Below are 17,199 nucleotides of genomic sequence, written 5' to 3'. Positions count from 1 at the left end.
CGGGGTCTCAGCGGGTCAGTACGGTGCAGGCGCTGACGCCCGGCGCCCCGTACACATGGGTGAAGCCTGTCGACGGGCGGTCCGCCAGCTGTCGTTCGCCCGCACGGCCGCGCAGTTGTTGGACGATCTCGTGGACCTGGCGCAGGCCGGAGGCGCCGATGGGTTCGCCATTGGCGATGCAGCCGCCGTCGGTGTTGACCGGCAGGGCGCCGCCCGGCGCGGTCGCGCCGGCGGGGATGAGCCGCTCCTGCTCGCCGTGCTCGCAGAACCCGCACTCGGCCAGGTGCATCACCTCGGCGCCGCTCTCGGTGTCCTGGAGCTGGCACACGTCGATGTCCGACGGCCCCAGCCCGGCTTCCTCGAAGGCGAGTCGCGCGGCGTCGGCGCTGACACTGGTCGGGGTGCCTACGGGCGCCCAGGGGCTGAACACCTCGAAGGAGCCGAACCGCCGGGTGCGGACGACGGCCGCCCGCAGCGTGACCGGGGTCGCGTCCAGTTCACGGGCGACCGCACGGCTGCACAGGACGAGCGCCACGGCGCCCTGGCCGGGCGAGCAGAACATGTATCGGGTCAGTGGGTCGTTGACCATGCCGGAGGCCAGGATCTCGTCCGCGTCGAGCGGTGTGCGCCGCCAGGCGTGGGGGTTGCGGGCCCCGCTCGCGTACGCCTTCTCCGCGACCAGGGCCAGGGTCCTGGCGGTGATCCCGTGGTCGTGCATGTACCGCTGGATCTTCATGGCGAAGAACTGGGTGGTCACCATCAGCCCGTCGCGTCCGTAGGCCTCGTCGAGCCCCCAGTCGGCGGGCCGTGGATCGAAGGCGCCGCGCGGGTGCTTGTCGAAGCCGACGGCGAGGGTCACGTCCGCCGCCCCGGAGCGGATCGCGTTGACCGCCGAGACCAGGGCGCTGCCGCCGGTCGCGCAGCCGTTGCGGACGTTGACGAACGGCACACCGGTCAGGCCGAGTTCGGCCACCAGTGTGTCGGCGTTGCCGGCCGCGTCGCTGCCGCCGTAGGCCGCCCGGACGCGGGACCAGGGCAGTCCCGCGTCGGCCAGGGCGGCCCGCACGGCCCGCACGGCGAGCTGCCGGCCGCTCACTTCCGTGCGGGCGAAGGAGGTGATTCCGGCACCGCACACGAGCACCTCTTCGGTCGTCATACGGCGACTCCCCTGGCCCGTGGAACGCCGTCCGTCGCCGCGACGGTCACCGGCATACCGATCTTCAGGTCCTCGGCACGCAGGTCGAGCACGGCCAACACCCTTACTCCTTCCGGAAGTTCGACATAGCCGACAGCAAACGGCTCGAACCCGGCGGCGGGCTGGACGTACGGCGGAGACTTGGGCGCGTGGCGCTGCACGGTCCACGTCCACAGCGTGCCCGTACCGGAGAGGACGACCGGCTCGGCCGGTCCGCCGCAGCGCGGGCACGACGGGTCGGCGGGGTGGACGGCCACCGCGCAGTCGGCGCACCGGGAGCCACGCAGCGGGCCCCCGGCCTCCGGCAGGGGGCTCAGCGCCCCTTCCACTGCGGCTCCCGCTTCTCCAGGAACGCCGACACGCCCTCCGCCGCGTCCTCGGAGTTGAGCATCACACCGACCGCGAGGTGCTCCATGACCATGAGCGACTGGATGTCGGCGTCCAGGCTCCGGTCGATGGTCATCTTGGTGATCCACATGGTGAACGGGCTCTTGTCGACGAGCTGGTCGGCGAACTCCTCGACCGTCGCGTCCAGCTTGTCGGCCGGCGCCGAGGAGTTGATGAGACCGAACTCGGCGGCCTCGACCCCGGTCAGCAGCTTTCCGGTGAGCATCAGCTCCTTCGTCTTGCGGACGCCGATCATGCGCGGCACCCGGTAGATCGGCCCGGCCCCGCCGAACAGGGCTCGGCGGATGTGGAAGTCGCCGATCAGGGCGTCGTCCGCGGCGATCGCGAAGTCGCACGAGATCATCAACTCGAAGCCGCCCGCCGTGACATGGCCTTCGAGGACCGCGATCGACGGGGTCTTCATCGAGTACAGCCGGTCACAGACCTTCGCCGACTTCACGGCGACGTCGATCGCGTTGGACCTGCCGACGAAGTCGGCCTTGAGGCTGTCCAGGTCGAACCCGGAGCAGAAGGTGTTGCCCCTGCCGCGCAGCACCAGTACGCGCAGCTCGGGGTCGGCGTCGACCTCGGTGATGATCTCGTCCAGCCGGTCGAGGATCGGCACCGTCACGCAGTTCTTCTTGTGCGGCCGGTTCAGCCAGACCCGTGCCACGTGGCCGTCCCGCTCGAACTGGATCTCGTCTTCGACTGCCATGAGCTCCTCCAAACTGAACTGAATTCATATTGATTCTGTGGGCGTTGGATGCCCCTGTCAATGGACGGGTAAGCGATTCCCGAAACGGTCCGGCGCTCAGTCCGTACGGCTCGCTCGGTTCGTACGGCTCGCTCCGTTCGTACGGCCGGTGAGGCCCAGCAGCCCGGCCAGCCGCAGACGATGGTCGTCGGCGGTGCCGAACAGCGCCTCGTCGGCGCGGGCCCGGCGCACATAGAGATGGGCGGGGTGCTCCCACGTGAAGCCGATCCCTCCGTGGAGCTGCACGTATTCCGCCGTCGCCAGCCGATAGGCGCCGGAGCAGGCCACGGCCGCCGAACTAGCCGCCACCGGCAACTCCGCGCGCCCGCCCGCGAGGCAGGCCGTCGCGTACGCCGAGGCGGACCGCGCTCCTTCGAGGTCGACCAGGAGGTCGGCGAGCCGGTGCTTGACCACCTGAAAGGACCCGATGGGCCGCCCGAACTGGGTTCGATGCCTGACGTACTCGAGGACGGCGTCCAGCGCGTGCGCCGATCCGCCCACATGCTCGGCGGCCAGCGCCACCCGCCCCGCGTCCAGGACCGCCGCCACGATCGCGGCGGCCTGTCCGGCCTCACCGACCGGCTCGGCGGGCGTGCCCCGGAAGCGTACGAGCGCCTGCCGGCGCGTGGGATCGAGGACGCGTCGGGCCACCCGCTCACAGGTCCCGGAACCGACACCCGGCCCGGTCCCGGTCCTGGTTCCAGTCCCGGTCCCGTGGTCCGGTTCGCAGGCGAACAGCCGCGTGCCGTCCGGCGCTTCGGCCGCGACCAGGATCAGATCGGCCCCCTCCCCGTCGAGTACGAAGTCGGCCTCGCCGCGCAGCACCCAGCCACCGGCGCCGCGCTCGGCGGTCACGTTCGCCGCCTGCGGGAATCCGGCCACCGTCGCGGTGAGCGAGCCGTCCGCGATCCCCGGCAGCCAGCGCTGACAGGCCTGCCGGTCACCGCTTCGCAGGAGCGTGTGCCCGGCCAGTACGACGGTCGGCAGCAGCGGCGCCGGGCACAGCACGCGCCCGGTCTCCTCCAGAGCCACGGCGAGTTCGGCGAAGGTGTAGCCGGCGCCACCGAACTCCTCGGGGACGGCGAGCGCCTGTACCCCGATCTCGCCCGCGAGCCGTTCCCACAACAGCCGGTCGTGACCGCGGGGCCCCGCCGCCTGCTTGCGGACCTCTTCGGGTCCGCAGGTTTCCTTCAGCAGTTCTCGCAGCACCTCGCGGAGTTGGCGCCGCTCCTCGCTCTCCAGCAGCAGCGTGGGATCGGTGTCGAGCCGGAACATATGAGCCTCCCTAGACCGTGAAGCGTCCGCCGTTGGCCAGCAGCACCGCGCCGACGAGATTGGCCGCCGCGTCGCCGGCCAGGAACAGCGCGACGTCCGCGATCTCCTCGGGTGTCGCGTAGGGGCGTACACGCGGGTCGGCGAAGCCCCGGCGCAGCGCCTCAGGCGTCCTGGCGGCCATCCCCGTCTCGGTCGGCCCGGGTGCCACCGTGTTGACGCGGATTCCGAACGCGATCGCCTCCTTGGCGACGGACTGGCTCAACGCGTGCGCTCCGGCCTTGGACGCCGCGTAGTGCGGATAGCCGGCCTGGGTGTCGAAGGCCGAGGAGGAGCCGACGGTGACGACCGCACCGGAACGGTTCCCCACCATCGCCCGCAGTGCGGCGCGCAGGACATGGAAGGTGCCGTCGAGATTGACCCGCATGACGCGCCGCCACGCGGCCTCGCCGAGCCGTGTGGTCACCTCGGGCGGCCGGTCGGTCAGCAGGGCTTCGGCGATCCACTGCTTCGCCCCGGGGTCGTCGACTCCGGCGGCGTGCACCACGACGTCCAGGCGTCCGTACTCGCGCACGGCCTCGTCGAAGACCCGGTCGACCTGCCCGCCGTCCCCCACGTCCACGGTCACGGGCCGCGCTCCAGGCAGCTCCTTGGTGACCACCCGGGCCGCGGCGGCGTCGATGTCCGCCACCAGGACCACGGCGCCCTGCGCGGCGAGCCGCCGGGCGACCGCGGCGCCGATGCCGGAGCCCGCGCCGGTCACCAGCGCGATCCTGCCCGTGAAGTCTTCGTGTGCCGGGCCCTCGCCGTCCATGAGATCCACCGCCCCATTCGGTTGCCGTGCCCGGTTGTCACACTCGGCCACGGGACCAGATACTGAACTGACTTCATTTTTGCTAGCCTCTCGCGTATGTCAACAGGCGAGACGAGAGCGATCCGACTGACGCGATGGGGCGGTCCACCGGTGCTCACCGAGGTGGCACGGCCGGTACCCCGCGGCGAAGAGGTCCTGGTGCGGGTCGAGGCGGCCGGGCTGTGCCGCTCCGACCTCCATGTCCTGGACGCGACACCGGGCACCCTGCCGTACCGGACGCCGTTCACCCTCGGGCACGAGGTCGCGGGCCGCGTGGCCGCACACGGTCCCGAGGCCTTCGGCCCCGCGATCGGCGAGCGCGTGGTCGTCTACGGCCCCTGGGGTTGCGGGCGTTGCGTCCGCTGCTCGGCCGGGGCGGAGAACCACTGCGACGCGCGCCCCGCCCTGGACGCGGCATTCGCCGGTACGGGGGCGGGGCTCGGGCGCGACGGCGGAATGGCCGACCACCTGCTCGTACCGTCCGGGCGGCTGCTGGTTCCGGTGGGCGACCTGGACCCCGTGCAGGCAGCGCCTCTGTCCGACGCCGGACTCACCTCGTACCACGCCGTGGCCGGCGTCCGTCCGGCACTCGGGGAGGGCGCGAGCGCGGTCGTCCTCGGGGTCGGCGGGCTGGGGCATCTGGCGGTACGGATCCTGCGCGCCACCACGTCCGCGTACGTCCTCGCCGTGGACATACGCGAAGAGGCACTCGCCCTGGCCGCCTCGTGCGGTGCGCACTTCGGCACGCTTCTGGGGCCGCGCACGGCGGAGGACCTGCGCCGGCGCATCGGCGGAACCGGGGCGGACGTCGTGCTCGACTTCGTCGGCAGCCGGTCCAGCCTGGAGCTCGCGACCGGCGTCCTGCGCGCGGGCGGAGAGCTGGCCGTCGTGGGGAGCGGCGGCGGGGAGCTGACCGTCCGCAAGTCCGACGCGCTCCCTCCGGGGCTGCGGATCTCGCTGCCCTTCTGGGGCACGCGGCCGGAACTGGAGGAGGTCATCGACCTGGCGCGCGAGGGGGTTTTGACGGTGGAGACAGAGCAATTCCCGCTGTCGGGAGCGATGGAGGCGATCGACAGGCTCCGCTCCGGCGACCTGCGCGGGCGCGCGGTACTGGTACCCGACTGAGTCCGGCGCCGGACCGCCCTCAACTTCGCCATCGCCCCCACCCTCGGCCTCGCCATCGCCATCACCCCAGCCCTCGGCCGAGCACGGCCGCAATCATCTGTCGTCCGGACCCTCGACTACAGAAGTGAGTTCAATTAGGGTCTAGTTTCACGCAACGACGCGACAAGGCGGTGGGCCGCTGTGCACGCTCGAAAAGTGGATCTGCTGGTGATCGGCGGTGGCATGGCCGGCCTCTCGGCCGCCGCCAGGGTGGCGCACGAGGGCGGCTCCGTCGTCCTGGTGGAACGGGCGGAGCGTCCCGGAGGCTCGGCGCGCCTCGCCGGTTTCGTCTGGACGGCCCCCACCCTCGACGAGTTGCGCCGGCTCAACCCGGACGGCGATCCGGAGCTCGCCCAGGCGCTGTTGGAGGGGTTCGCCGAGGGGGTGGCCTGGATCGGCTCGCTCGGTGTGGAGTGCCGCCCACCCGTCCCCGTACTCGGCTTCGGCCGGGGACACCAGATCGACACCAACCACTATCTCGACACCTGCGAGCGGCTGGTCCGCGACCGGGGCGGGGAAGTACTGACAGGCACCGAAACCCGCACGCTGGTGACGGAGGACGGCGTGGTGAAGGGTGCGCAGTGCGTACTGCCGGACGGATCCGTACGCCGGATCGACGCCGCCTGGACCCTGCTCGCGACCGGCGGCTTCCAGGGTGACCCGGTGCTGCGCGCCGAACACGTCCACGACCAGGCCCGCGACATCGAACTGCGCGCCAACCCGCACAGCCGGGGCGGCGGGCTCGCGCTCGGCCTCGCCGCGGGGGCGGCGTTCGGCAAGAAGGACGCGGGGTTCTACGGACACCTGATGCCGGCGGGCGTATCCCTGTCCGACCCGGCGCGCTTCGTCGACCTCGCCCTCTACTACAGCGAGCACGCCCTGCTCTTCGACCTCACGGGCGAGCGATTCGTCGACGAGACCGTCGGGGACCATCTGACCACCATGGCGCTCCTGGAGCGACCGGGGGCCCGGGGGCTGTTGGTCGCCGACACGCGGGTGCACAGGGAGTGGATCTCGGCCTCGTACGTGGAGGGGATCCCGGGCGTGGACAAGTTCCAGTTGTGCCACCGCGCCGGTGCCCGTAGCGCCGTCGCGGAGAGCCTGGAGGACTTCGCTTGGATGCCTGAGGAATGGGGCTATCCGGGCGCCCGGATCCGGGACCGCGTCGAGGAGTTCAATTCCGCCGTGCGCGGGGGCGGCGAGACGGTTCCCGGGCGGCTGCTCGACCGGCAGCCGCTCGACGAGCCGCCCTTCTACGTGATCGAGGCCGCTCCCGCGATCACGTTCACCTTCGGCGGTCTGTTGATCGACGCCGAGGCGCACGCCCTGTCCGCGGACGGGCGGCGGACGGTCCCCGGCCTGCTGGTGGCCGGTGCGGACGCGGGCGGACTGTACCGGCGCGCCTACGCCGGCGGCCTCGCCCCCGCGCTGGTGTTCGGCCTCGCGGCCGCTCGGACCGCGCTCGGCCGAGGCGGTGAAACGCACTCCGACAAATCCGGTGCAGCGGTCTTGCCCGGCCGCCATCCGAGTGTCTAGCTTACCGAATTGAGTTCAATTCACCTAAGCGGTTCGTGGCACGAACCCGCTTCCTGAAGAGGGAGGGACTGTGAGTCAGTTCCTGCTTGTCCTGGTCAGCGGTGTGGCCGGCGGAGCCGTGTACGGGCTCATCGGACTCGGGCTGGTCATCATCTACCGGGCCACCGACGTCGTGAACTTCGCGATGGCCTCCCTGGCGACCCTGGGCCTGTACGTGGCGGTCTCCCTCCGGGACCGCGGTGTGGCCACGGTGCTCGGCGTGCTGGCGGCGATCACGATCACCGTCGTGGCGGGCCTCCTGGTCCGCGAAACGGTGATCAGGCCGCTCGGCCAGGGGCAGTTGTTCTCGGCGCTCGTCCTGACGATGGGCGTCTCACTGGTGGCCGAGAGCACGGCCGGTTCGATCTGGGGCGACCAGCCGAAGGCCTTCCCCAGCCTGGTCGACGGAACGGTGCGCTGGTCGGGTGCGGCGCTGCCGGCCCAGAGCCTGCTGACGATCGCCGTGGCCGCAGTGGCGATGGCACTGGTCGGCTATCTCTTCGGACGGACCACCCTCGGCTCGGCCATGCGTGCCGTGGCCGAGAGCGCGGACACCGCGCGGGTCGTCGGGCTGGGCGCACAACGCCTCGCGCGGATCGCCTGGGCCCTGGGCCTCGGCCTCGCCGCGCTCGGCGCCTGTCTGTACGCGCCTCGGGCCGGGCTGGTGCCCACCATGCTCAGCGCACCGCTCTTCCGCGCCTTCGCCGGGATCTTCCTGGGGGGTCTGACGAGCATGTACGGGGCTGTCATCGGCGGACTGACCATCGGTGTGCTGGACAACCTGGCGGCGAACTACGTCTCCGCCAGCCTCCGGGACACGTTCGTGTTCTCGTTCACTGTTCTGGTGCTGCTCGTCCGACCACAGGGCATGTTCGGCACCCGCACCTTCCAACGGGTCTGAGGGATCTGAGGAGTCGCATCCATGGTCTTCAACCGTTCCGTCCTGGCGAGGGCGGCACTCGGGCCGGCCGCCGGCGCGGTGCTCATGGCCTTCATGGCGTCCGGTGCGATCCCGGCGTACCAGATGTATTCGGTGGCTCTCGCGGCCGTCTACTCGATCGTGGTGCTGTCGGTCGGCCTGCTGGCCGGCTGGTCGGGCATCTGGTCGGTGGGGCATCCGGCGTTCTTCGCCATCGGCGCCTACTTCGCCGCCTACGGCAGCGGTCACGACTGGCCGCTGGAGGCAGTGGTGCTCGCGGCGGTCACCACCGGCGCCGTCCTCGGCACCTTCCTCGGCTACGCGGGCGCCCGGTTCTCGACGCTCTACATCGCCCTGCTGACCCTCGCGTTCACGATGGTGTCGCTGGAACTGATCAATCGCTGGAGCAGCGTGACCGGCGGTGACCAGGGAGCGCCGGTGCTACAACTGCGCAGCGTCCTTGGCCTCGGCACCCTCGCGGGCGGCGGCACCGAACCGCAGTACCTCGCGGTGGGGGCCGCGGCCGTGGTGCTCGCGCTGGCCGTGCCCGCAGCCGCCTCGGGACTGCGGATGCGGCTGGTCGCCGCCAAGTCGCATCCGCTGGCGGCCCGTACGATCGGGATCGCGCCCGAGGCGCAGTCGGCCCTGGCATTCGCGGCGAGCGCCGCGTGCACCAGCTTCGCGGGCGTGCTGCTCGGTCTGATCACCGGCTTCGTCAGCCCCGACCCGTTCTCGCTCGGCTTCGGCATCGCGCTCGTCTCGGCCTGCGTCCTCGGCGGGGTGGGGACCGTCCTCGGTGCGGTGGCCGGTGGTGCCTACCTGACCTGGAACCCCTCGCTCTCGTCCGCCGTCGGGCTGCCGCAGCCGGTCGTGCAGGGCCTCGTGCTGATCGGTGTACTCCTCTTCCTTCCCGGAGGCGCCGTGCCCTTCCTGGCGCGGCCCGCGCGGGCCCTGCTCCGGCGTGCCCTGCCCCGGCGCGAGGAACGGCGGCGGGCAGCGGCCCTCTCGCTCGTCGGTCCCGCCGCCGACCTGCCCGGCGAAACCCCGCCACCGGTGCGGGCGGCCGCCGCGGACTCCCCGGCACTGCTGCGGCTGGAGCATCTGTCCGTCGCGTACGGCGGACTGAAGGCTCTGGAAGACGCCTCGTTGTCGGTGCGCCAGGGTGAGATCCTGGCCGTCATCGGACCCAACGGGGCGGGCAAGACGACCCTGTTGAACGTCCTGTCGGGGCTGACCGGCAACGGCCGGGTCAACGGCAGCGCCGACTTCGCGGGCAGGCCGCTGCTGAGGACCAGGGCGACCGCACGGCGTCGGCTCGGCATCGGCCGCACGTTCCAGCACGCGGAGGTCTTCCCCGAACTCACCGTCGCCGAGAACGTGTTGTGCACCCGGCGCCGGATCACGGCCGAGCACCGGGCCTCCGTCGCGCGGCTGCTCGACGCCGTCGGTCTCGCCGACGTGGCGGACCGCCGCCCGGCCGAGCTCCCGTTCGGCCTGCAAAAGCGCCTCGACCTCGCCCGCGCGATGGCCGAGGAGCCGAGGCTGCTGGTGCTGGACGAGCCGTTCGGCGGCCTGGACGCGGGCGAACGGGCGCTCCTGGCCGACCACATCAGGCGGCTGCAGGCCCGCGGCACCGCCGTCGTGGTCATCGACCACGTGCTGGACGACCTCTTCTCCGTCGCCCACCGGGTGCTCGCCTTCGACTTCGGCCGCACGATCGGCGAGGGCACTCCGGACACCGTGCTGGAGGATCCCGCGGTGCGTTCGTCGTACCTGGGTACGGTCGGTGGCAAGGCGGAACTGCCCGAGCGGGTCGGCGAGCGGTCGGTGATCCGGCTCCGCGGGGTCGGTCACACGTACGGCGGCGTGGTCGCGCTGCGGGATGTCGACCTGGACGTCCGGGAAGGGGTCGTGCTCGGTGTCACGGGCGCCAACGGCGCGGGCAAGAGCACGCTCGCCGGGGTCCTGCACGGCTCGTTGCACCCCGCGCGGGGCAGCAGGGTGACGGACATCGGCGGGGGCGGGACCGCCCGCACCAGTCTGGCGCCCGAGGGGCGGGCCCTGTTCAAGACGCTCTCGCTGCGGGAGAACCTGGAGGTCGCGGCGTACGCGGCCGGCATCACCGGAGCGCCGCTGCGCGAGCGTCTCGAGGAGACGACCGAGTGGCTGCCGCCCCGTCTGCGCGACCGGATGTCCACCTCCGCCGCCGCGCTGTCGGGAGGCGAGCAGCAGATGCTCGCCATCGCCCGCGCTCTGATCGTCCGGCCGGACGTCCTGATCGTGGACGAGCCGGCGCTCGGTCTGGCTCCCGCGCTGGTCGACGAGGTCTACGACCGGCTGGTCCGGCTGGCCCACGACGGACTGACGGTCGTGCTGCTGGAACAACTGCTCAGCCGGGCGATGTCCGTGTGCCACGAGGTGGTCGTGCTGCACGAGGGCGTCGTCGCGGCCCAGGGTAGGCCCGGCGACCCGTCGTTCGCCGTCCTGGCCGAGGCGGTGTATTTCAGCGGGGACCGGGAGACCGCCGCGACCGCCCCCTAGCAACTGCCGGAACTTCCGCCGCACCTGTCGGAGCTTGCGCTGCGACCGCCGGAGCTTCCGCTCACTGTGAACAAACCGAACTCAGGTTGAGAATGAGGTGGAGCCGTGCTCCGGAGAACCAGTAGATTCCGCCGCACCGCCGGGGCCGTCGCCGTCCTGGCCGCCGTGGCGCTCACCGCCGGCGCGTGTGCGGGGCAGGACTCCGCCGAGGCCGGCAGCGGCAAGCAGTCGGCCATCAGGATCGGCGCGTGGATACCGCTCACGGGGGCCGTCGCCGCCTACGGCGTGCCGCAGAAGGCGGGCGCCGACGCCTACTTCAAGATGCTCAACGCCCAGGGCGGGATCAACGGCCGCAAGATCGACTGGACCGTCAAGGACAACGCCTTCGACCCCCAGCAGACCGTGCAGATCGCGCGCCAGCTGATCGGCCAGGACAAGGTCGTGGCCATCGTCAACGCCAACGGAACGGCTCAGGCCGAGGCGGCCTTCCCGTTCGTCCTGACGCAGTCGAAGGTGCCGATCGTCGACGAGCAGGGTGGCTCCGAGTCCTGGTACAAGCCGCCGCGCCCGGGGCTCTTCGGTACGCAGACCCTCTACGAGGACCAGGCTGCTGCGGTCGCCGCGTGGGCGGTCCAGGACGGCGCGAAGAAGATCCTCGTCGTCCACAGCGACCCGGCCGCGTTCGTCAACGTGGCCAAGCAGGTGGAGCCGGTCGCGAAGAAGGTGGACCCGTCGGTGGAGGTCGACCGGCTGGCGGTCAAGTTCCAGACGACGGACTACACGCCGGTGGTCAGCAAGGTGAAGGCCGAGAAGCCGGACGCGGTGATCCTGATCCTCACCTCGCCCGAGGCGGCGGCCTACCTCAAGGAGGCGAAGCTCCAGGGGTTGGCGCAGGCCACGTACGGCTATGCCCCCGTGGCCGCGGAGTCGACAATCGCCCTGGCCAAGAACGCCGCCGAGGGGCTCAAGGCCGTACAGCTGGTCAAGGCTCCCTCCGACGCCGAACCCGCCGTGCAGGAGTTCAGGACCGCGATGGCCAAGTACGAGCCCGGCCAGGACGCCGGGTTCCTCGCGCTGTGGGGGTGGAGCAACGCCAAGGTGTTCGCGCAGATCGTGAAGACCATCAAGGGACCCGTCACCTCAGCCGCGATCACCGAGGCGTACGAGAGGGCCACCGCGGTGGATCCCGGCGTCTCGCCCGTGATGCGGTTCGGCGCGAACGATCACCTCGGAACCCGGAGCGTGCAGCGCGTGGTCGTGAAGAAGGGGGTCTGGGTCTCCAGCGGCGACTTCTACACACCTCCGGCGCGCGACTGAGTCCCGCACGGCGGACGGGGGCGCCACCTCGACGCGGTGCCCGCCTCGTGAGCGAGGTCGGGCCCCGCCACACAGGTTGAAGATCAAACCAGGTCGACGCGCGTCAATGACCCTTGGCGGTCGGCCTTCGCTGGGAGAGCCACAGGGCGACCGCCTCCGAGATGGGTTGGCCGGTCTCCAGTTCGATGAAGCCGAACTGGCCGCCCTGGTTGCCCTCGAGGAACCACCAGACGCCGTCCTCGTCCTCGGCGAAGTCGAAGGCGGCGTACGCGAGTCCGGTGAACGCGGTGTACTCCTGGACCGAGCGGGAGATGCGGCCGGGCACCGGGGTGGGCTCCCAGCCGTGTCCGGTCTCGCCGAAGCGCCCGTCGACCTGCCCGGCCTCGGCGACCTTCCGTGCGGCGAACAGTTGGTTGCCGATACAGGTGAGCCGGATGTCGGCCCGCTTGGGGATGTACTGCTGAAGCAGCGCGGGACCGGCCGCGACTCCTGTGAAGTCCGCGTCGGGGCCGATCAGTGTGGTCGGCAGGGCCACCGGGGGTTCGCCGGGCGGCGGCCCCGAGGCGGACTTCACCACGACCTGCCGGTACTCCTCCACGAACTGCTGGGCCACCCGGGGAGCAGTGGTGATCACGGTCGGTGGGACCGCGAAGCCACTGCTGTGGGCGACCCGCAGCTGCCAGGGTTTGTGCCGGGCCTGCTCGGCCCGGCGCGGGTGGTTCATCCAGCGGGTGGAGGCGGAGTAGAGCATGCCGAACAGGGCCTGCTTGGTCTCGGCGGTGAGCCACGGCGAGGGCTCCGCCGCGTGCGCCGCCGGTTCACCCGGACGGCGTACCCACACGGAACGCAGGCCGCCCATGCTGAGCACATGGCCGTTGACCGAGAGGTAGCCGTCGAAGTCGCCGTGCGCGTAGTCCGCGGACAGCACCGCCTTGCCCGGCAGGTCGGCCGGATCCAGGCGCACCATGGGCACGCCCTGTTCGTGCAGCCTGGCCACGACCATGTCGGCGGTGACGTCCTGCTCCGCCGTGAGAATGAGTACCGTCATGTGAGTGAGGGACCGTCAGTCGTCGAAGTGCGTCTGGGAACCGGCGGTGGAGGTGGTCGTGCCGGTGGCCATGAGGAGAGCGTGATCGCTGACGGCCGGGCGGCCGTCCGGCAGCACGTTCAGTTGCAGGGACACGTCGAAGTGGTACGGGGGTATTGCGGCCGAATGCCCTGTGGGCAAGGCGTAGTTGAGGGTGAACGGTCGCACGAAAGTTCCTCCCGCCATCTCACAATGTTCTGCACCCTTCCCTACGTGTCACGACCGTAAGGAATTCATCACTTTCCGCCACATCGGGGTGAAGGGCATCACATCGCGTCGATTCAGGCTTACTAGTTTCCGTATTGCACGTGTGTGTGCTTGGTTGTCTGCTTGACCCAGGCCGAAAGCTTCGGCCAAGGCTTCATTCTCTGTAATCTAGACGCCGTCCCACCCAGGAGAGTTCCCGGTGACCGTAGTTCTCGATCCGAGTGCCCAATCCGCCCCGATCCAGGGCGTGTTGGACCCCATCTCGTGTGACGCACGCGACTTCGGGGCCTATGCGCGAACCGGCGGCTGGACCTTCGCCCTGAAGGTGGCGCGCAGCGTGCGCCCCGGTGGGCAGTCCGCGGACGAGACGCCGAAGGTGTCCGCGAAGGAGTTCGCCGAGCTGGCCGGGTGCTCCCCCGAACGGGTGATGCGCTATTACAAGGCGTGGGACAGGGCCGCCGACGAGGGTCTCGTCCCGCACTTCGAAGTCCTCGTCCCGGGCCAGGACATCGAGCTGCCGGACGCCGAGGCGTGGCAGACGTACTACGTGTCCCGCTCCAGCGCCACCTCCGAGCGCGGCAGCGCCATCACCGAGGCCGCCACGGCCGAGGGCATCCGCCCCACCAAGGCCCTGGAGGTCGCCGAGAACCCCACCGCGCTGCGGGCGGCGATCCTCGCCGACCCCTCCACGGCCCAGGCGGCCCGGGCCGCGCTCCTCGACCGGGTGAAGGAGGACCCGGCGCTGCAGGCCGAGCTGGCCCGTGACATCGCCCGCACCGACGAGCTGAAGAAGGCGGTCGCCACCGAGACCAGGGCGGCCGACCGGATCGGCTACGTCCGCCAGATCGCGGAGAAGGGCCAGATCAGGACACCGGCCGGACAGACCCTCGACGCCCCGGCCGAACTGCGCTCCGAGGCCGAGCGCCACCTCTCCCTCCTCGACGAGCTGGACGAGGGCGAGGACACCGGCGAGTGGGCGACCGAGGCGTACGACACCATGAAGAACCTCGTCGTCGAGACCGTCGAGGCGGACCCCGAACTGCGCGTCCAGGAGCGCCGCACGAAGTTCTACAGCAGCCTGCAGAAGGCCACGAAGGTCTTCGAGGAGCTGACCTTCGACGACGCCGACGACATCTACGAGGACGACATGGTGCAGCGCCTGGAGGAGCTCCAGCAGGCGATCGGCTCCTGCATCACGGCACTTCGCAGCGCGGCTCCCCGCCCGTGAGCCGTGCCGGTGGTCTCCCGGGAACGGCCTGTTCCCGGGAGACCACCGGTTTCACCGGGGAAGACCGGACGGGTCGGTCGCCCACTGGGTGTTGGGCTGTTCGGCGAGCCGGAGGGTGATCCTGCCGCCCTTCGTCGTCAGGTCGGCATCCGTCCAGGAGCGTTGCGTGGGTCGCCCGTTGACGCGTACGGCGTCGACGTACGGGTGTGCGGCGTCCGCGCCGGGCGCGGCGATGACGAGGTCGGCGCCGCCCGGACGGTCCACGACCGCGCTCGGGAAGAGCGGGGCGCCCAGCAGCATCGAGGCGCTGCCCGGGCTCTGGGGATACAGACCGAGGGCGGAGAAGACGTACCAGGCGGACATGGTGCCCAGGTCGTCGTTCCCGGGCAGCCCCGAAGGGCCGGTGCCGTACACGGTGTTGAGGATCTGCCGTACCGTCGCCTGGGTCTTCCAGGGCTGTCCGAGGGCGTTGTACAGCCAGGGCGCGTGGATGCCGGGTTCGTTGGTCGGGTCGTAGCGCAGCGGGTCGCCGCCGCGCACCGACCAGGAGCCGTCCGCCGCGTGGAAGAACCCGTCGAGGCGGGCGGCGGCCTTCTCCCGGCCGCCCATCGCGGCCGCCAGACCCTGGACGTCCTGCGGCACCATCCAGGTGTACGTGGCGCTGGTGCCCTGGGCGAAACCGAGGTCGCTGCCCGGGTTGAACGGGCCCACCCAGGAGCCGTCGAGCCTGCGGGCCTGGATGTAGCCCGCGTCGGCGGTGGCGGCGGGGTTGAAGACATTGCGCCAGTAGGCGCCGCGCTCGGCGAACACGGCGGCCTCCTGGTCACGGCCGAGCAGCTTCGCCCATCGCGCGAGCGCGGAGTCGGCGACGGCGTCCTCCAGGGTCTCGGCGGCGCCGCCCCAACAGTGGCAGACGTCCTGCACGGCGTAGTGCGAGGTCAAGTACTGGGCGAGATTGGGCCGTTGGCCCACGCACTGGCCGGGGCAGCCCGCGTCCGAGAGACCGTCGGCGTTCGGCACGGTGGCCTGCCGGACCAGCGAGTCGAAGGCGCCCTCGTAGTCGAAGTTGCGGACGCCCATGGCGTAGAAGGTGGCCAGGGTGGCCGCCGAGGGATCGCCGGTCATGACGTGGGTGGCGCCGCTGATGTGCACCCAGCGGTCCCAGACCCCGTTGTTCTGCTGCGCGAAGTTGTAGAGGGACTGGGCGAAGTCGCCCGCGATCCTCGGTTTCAGCAAGGCGAGCAGCTGTATCTGGGCGCGGTACTGGTCCCAGCCCGAGAAGTTGCTGTACTGCGCGCGCTGGCCGCGGGCGAGGCGGTGCACCGCGCCGTCCATGCCGTAGTACCGGCCGTCGGCGTCGCTGATCAGGTCGGGCTGCATCAGCGCGTGGTACAGCGCGGTGTAGAAGGTGGTGCGCTGGGCGGAGGTGCCGCCCCCGACGCGTACGGTGCTCAGTTCGCGGTCCCATGCGCGGGCACCCGCGTCGGCCACCTGGGCGACGCTCGCGTGCGACGGGATCTCCCCACGGAGGTTGGCCTCGGCGCCGCCGAGACTGACGTACGAGATCCCGATGCGCATGTGGACATCGTTGTCAGAGCTGGTGTCGAAGCCGACGTATCCGCCGGAACCCCGGCCCGCGCGGTCCGCCCCGGTGGCGTACCCCTCGCCTCCCGAGGCGGAGGCCGAACCCGCCGACAGCGTGCCGTCCTTCCACGTGCCGAAGTCGGAGAAGGCGCGGTCGAAGGAGGCGCTGAAGTACAGCTTGTAGTAGCTCTTGCGGTTGTTCGTGCCGCCGTTGGCGCGGCGTCCGCAGAAGGCGCCGGTGAGGACCCAGCCGGTCACCTTGCGGTGCGCGGTGTCGATGTCGACGTGCGCGTCCTGGCTGCCGTTGAGGGAGTTGGAGACGCGGAAGAGCAGGTTGGCGGGGCGGTCGCTCGGGAAACTGAAGTCGGCGACACCGGCGCGCTCACTGACGGCCAGGTCGGCGGTGGCGCCCGTCTTGAGACCGAGGGTGTAACGCCCGGGTACGGCCTTCTCCTCGGCGTGGGTGAAGTCCGCGGCGTAGACCGCGTCCTTGGTGTCCGCCGAGGGCGAGGACGTCACGTCACCCACGAACGGCATGATCGGTACGTCCCCGGCGGCGCCGGGGTTGCAGCCGGCGCCGTTGACGTGGGTGAGGCTGAACCCCCGGATGCGGGTGGTGTCGTACTGGTAGCCGTTGGCGGCCCCCGTGCCGGTCTGATCACCGGTGGTGCTGGTCGGGGACCAGGCGATCATCCCGTACGGAAGAGTGGCGCCGGGGTAGGTGTTGCCGCCGTTCGCCGATCCGATCAGCGGGTCCACGGCGGAGACCGGCCGCTGGGGCGGGGGGCCGGCCGCGCCCACCGGGGCGGGAAGGGCGAGGACGACCGCCGTGGTCACGACCACCGCGGCGGACCTGCTCGCGGTGCGACCGCCGAACCGTCTTGCTGTGCGCAGCCATTGAGGGCGCATACGTGGTGTCACCTTCCGTTGGACGAGGAGGTGCGATGACGGGTCGGACCGGGCTGCCCCCGACGACTGGCCGCCTCGGGCGCCGGTCCGGGCGCGAGGATAGAAGGCGGCCGGGAGTGCCGGAAGTGGCGCGTGCGGACTGCTGGTTACGGGGTGGTGAAGGGTGCGGGCGGGACGGGCGGACGGGACGGGGATGCGGGCGGGACG

General features: G+C 71.2%; 14 protein-coding genes. 6 read left to right on the top strand and 8 right to left on the bottom strand.

Going from position 1 to position 17,199, the window contains the following annotated elements; genetic code table 11:
- Positions 1-7: 7 nt before the first annotated feature.
- The 5 genes from OG798_RS48490 to OG798_RS48470 all read right to left on the bottom strand — a co-directional run bounded on the left by OG798_RS48490 (position 8) and on the right by OG798_RS48470 (position 4,422).
- Entirely contained in the window at positions 8-1,156 is a 1,149-nt protein-coding gene (locus tag OG798_RS48490; protein WP_328759354.1) for a thiolase family protein, read from the bottom strand.
- Positions 1,153-1,524: a Zn-ribbon domain-containing OB-fold protein gene (locus OG798_RS48485; RefSeq protein WP_121413838.1), complete on the bottom strand. Its 372-nt coding sequence runs from the start codon at positions 1,522-1,524 to the stop codon at positions 1,153-1,155. Before OG798_RS48485 ends, OG798_RS48490 begins: the two co-directional genes overlap by 4 nt.
- Positions 1,509-2,297 (bottom strand): enoyl-CoA hydratase/isomerase family protein, encoded by a 789-nt coding sequence (locus OG798_RS48480; RefSeq protein ID WP_060896214.1) that lies wholly within the window; start codon positions 2,295-2,297, stop codon positions 1,509-1,511. Before OG798_RS48480 ends, OG798_RS48485 begins: the two co-directional genes overlap by 16 nt.
- Positions 2,298-2,393: 96 nt before the next feature.
- Positions 2,394-3,611, bottom strand: coding sequence for an acyl-CoA dehydrogenase family protein (locus OG798_RS48475; RefSeq protein WP_121413839.1), 1,218 nt, complete (start codon positions 3,609-3,611; stop codon positions 2,394-2,396).
- Positions 3,612-3,621: 10 nt separating this feature from the next.
- Entirely contained in the window at positions 3,622-4,422 is an 801-nt protein-coding gene (locus tag OG798_RS48470; RefSeq protein ID WP_328760177.1) for an SDR family NAD(P)-dependent oxidoreductase, read from the bottom strand.
- Between the two features lie 96 nt (positions 4,423-4,518).
- Between OG798_RS48470 and OG798_RS48465 the strand changes: the two genes are divergently transcribed.
- From OG798_RS48465 to OG798_RS48445, 5 genes are all read left to right on the top strand, one after another.
- The gene (locus OG798_RS48465) at positions 4,519-5,586 is read left to right on the top strand and encodes an NAD(P)-dependent alcohol dehydrogenase (protein WP_328759353.1); all 1,068 of its coding nucleotides are present in this window, start codon (positions 4,519-4,521) and stop codon (positions 5,584-5,586) included.
- A gap of 195 nt (positions 5,587-5,781) precedes the next feature.
- On the top strand, positions 5,782-7,161 hold the full coding sequence (locus OG798_RS48460; protein WP_328759352.1) for an FAD-dependent oxidoreductase: 1,380 nt from the start codon (positions 5,782-5,784) through the stop codon (positions 7,159-7,161).
- Between the two features lie 70 nt (positions 7,162-7,231).
- Positions 7,232-8,101: a branched-chain amino acid ABC transporter permease gene (locus OG798_RS48455; protein WP_328759351.1), complete on the top strand. Its 870-nt coding sequence runs from the start codon at positions 7,232-7,234 to the stop codon at positions 8,099-8,101.
- A gap of 21 nt (positions 8,102-8,122) precedes the next feature.
- The gene (locus OG798_RS48450) at positions 8,123-10,660 is read left to right on the top strand and encodes a branched-chain amino acid ABC transporter ATP-binding protein/permease (RefSeq protein ID WP_328759350.1); all 2,538 of its coding nucleotides are present in this window, start codon (positions 8,123-8,125) and stop codon (positions 10,658-10,660) included.
- Between the two features lie 105 nt (positions 10,661-10,765).
- Positions 10,766-11,977, top strand: coding sequence for an ABC transporter substrate-binding protein (locus OG798_RS48445; protein WP_328759349.1), 1,212 nt, complete (start codon positions 10,766-10,768; stop codon positions 11,975-11,977).
- A gap of 103 nt (positions 11,978-12,080) precedes the next feature.
- Here OG798_RS48445 and tgmB read toward each other — a convergent pair whose 3' ends face one another.
- Together tgmB and tgmA are read right to left on the bottom strand one after the other, a co-directional pair.
- A complete protein-coding gene (gene tgmB / locus OG798_RS48440; RefSeq protein ID WP_328759348.1) occupies positions 12,081-13,025 on the bottom strand; it encodes an ATP-grasp ribosomal peptide maturase in 945 nt (314 codons plus the stop codon).
- 15 nt (positions 13,026-13,040) lie between these two features.
- Complete coding sequence (tgmA, locus tag OG798_RS48435; RefSeq protein ID WP_060896220.1) at positions 13,041-13,232, bottom strand: putative ATP-grasp-modified RiPP; 192 nt, start codon at positions 13,230-13,232, stop codon at positions 13,041-13,043.
- Between the two features lie 238 nt (positions 13,233-13,470).
- Between tgmA and OG798_RS48430 the strand changes: the two genes are divergently transcribed.
- The gene (locus OG798_RS48430) at positions 13,471-14,499 is read left to right on the top strand and encodes a hypothetical protein (RefSeq protein WP_328759347.1); all 1,029 of its coding nucleotides are present in this window, start codon (positions 13,471-13,473) and stop codon (positions 14,497-14,499) included.
- A 51-nt stretch (positions 14,500-14,550) separates the two neighbouring features.
- On the opposite strand, the gene OG798_RS48425 is transcribed toward OG798_RS48430, so the two are convergent.
- Positions 14,551-16,992 carry a GH92 family glycosyl hydrolase gene (locus OG798_RS48425; protein ID WP_328759346.1) on the bottom strand — a complete coding sequence of 814 codons (2,442 nt, stop codon included), beginning with the start codon at positions 16,990-16,992 and terminating at the stop codon, positions 14,551-14,553.
- Positions 16,993-17,199 lie beyond the last annotated feature (207 nt).

Origin of the sequence: Streptomyces sp. NBC_00271 (assembly GCF_036178845.1) — a bacterium.
Lineage (GTDB): Bacteria > Actinomycetota > Actinomycetes > Streptomycetales > Streptomycetaceae > Streptomyces.
Note: the sequence above shows the minus strand (reverse complement) of the source record. Positions and strands in the feature narration are given on the sequence as shown.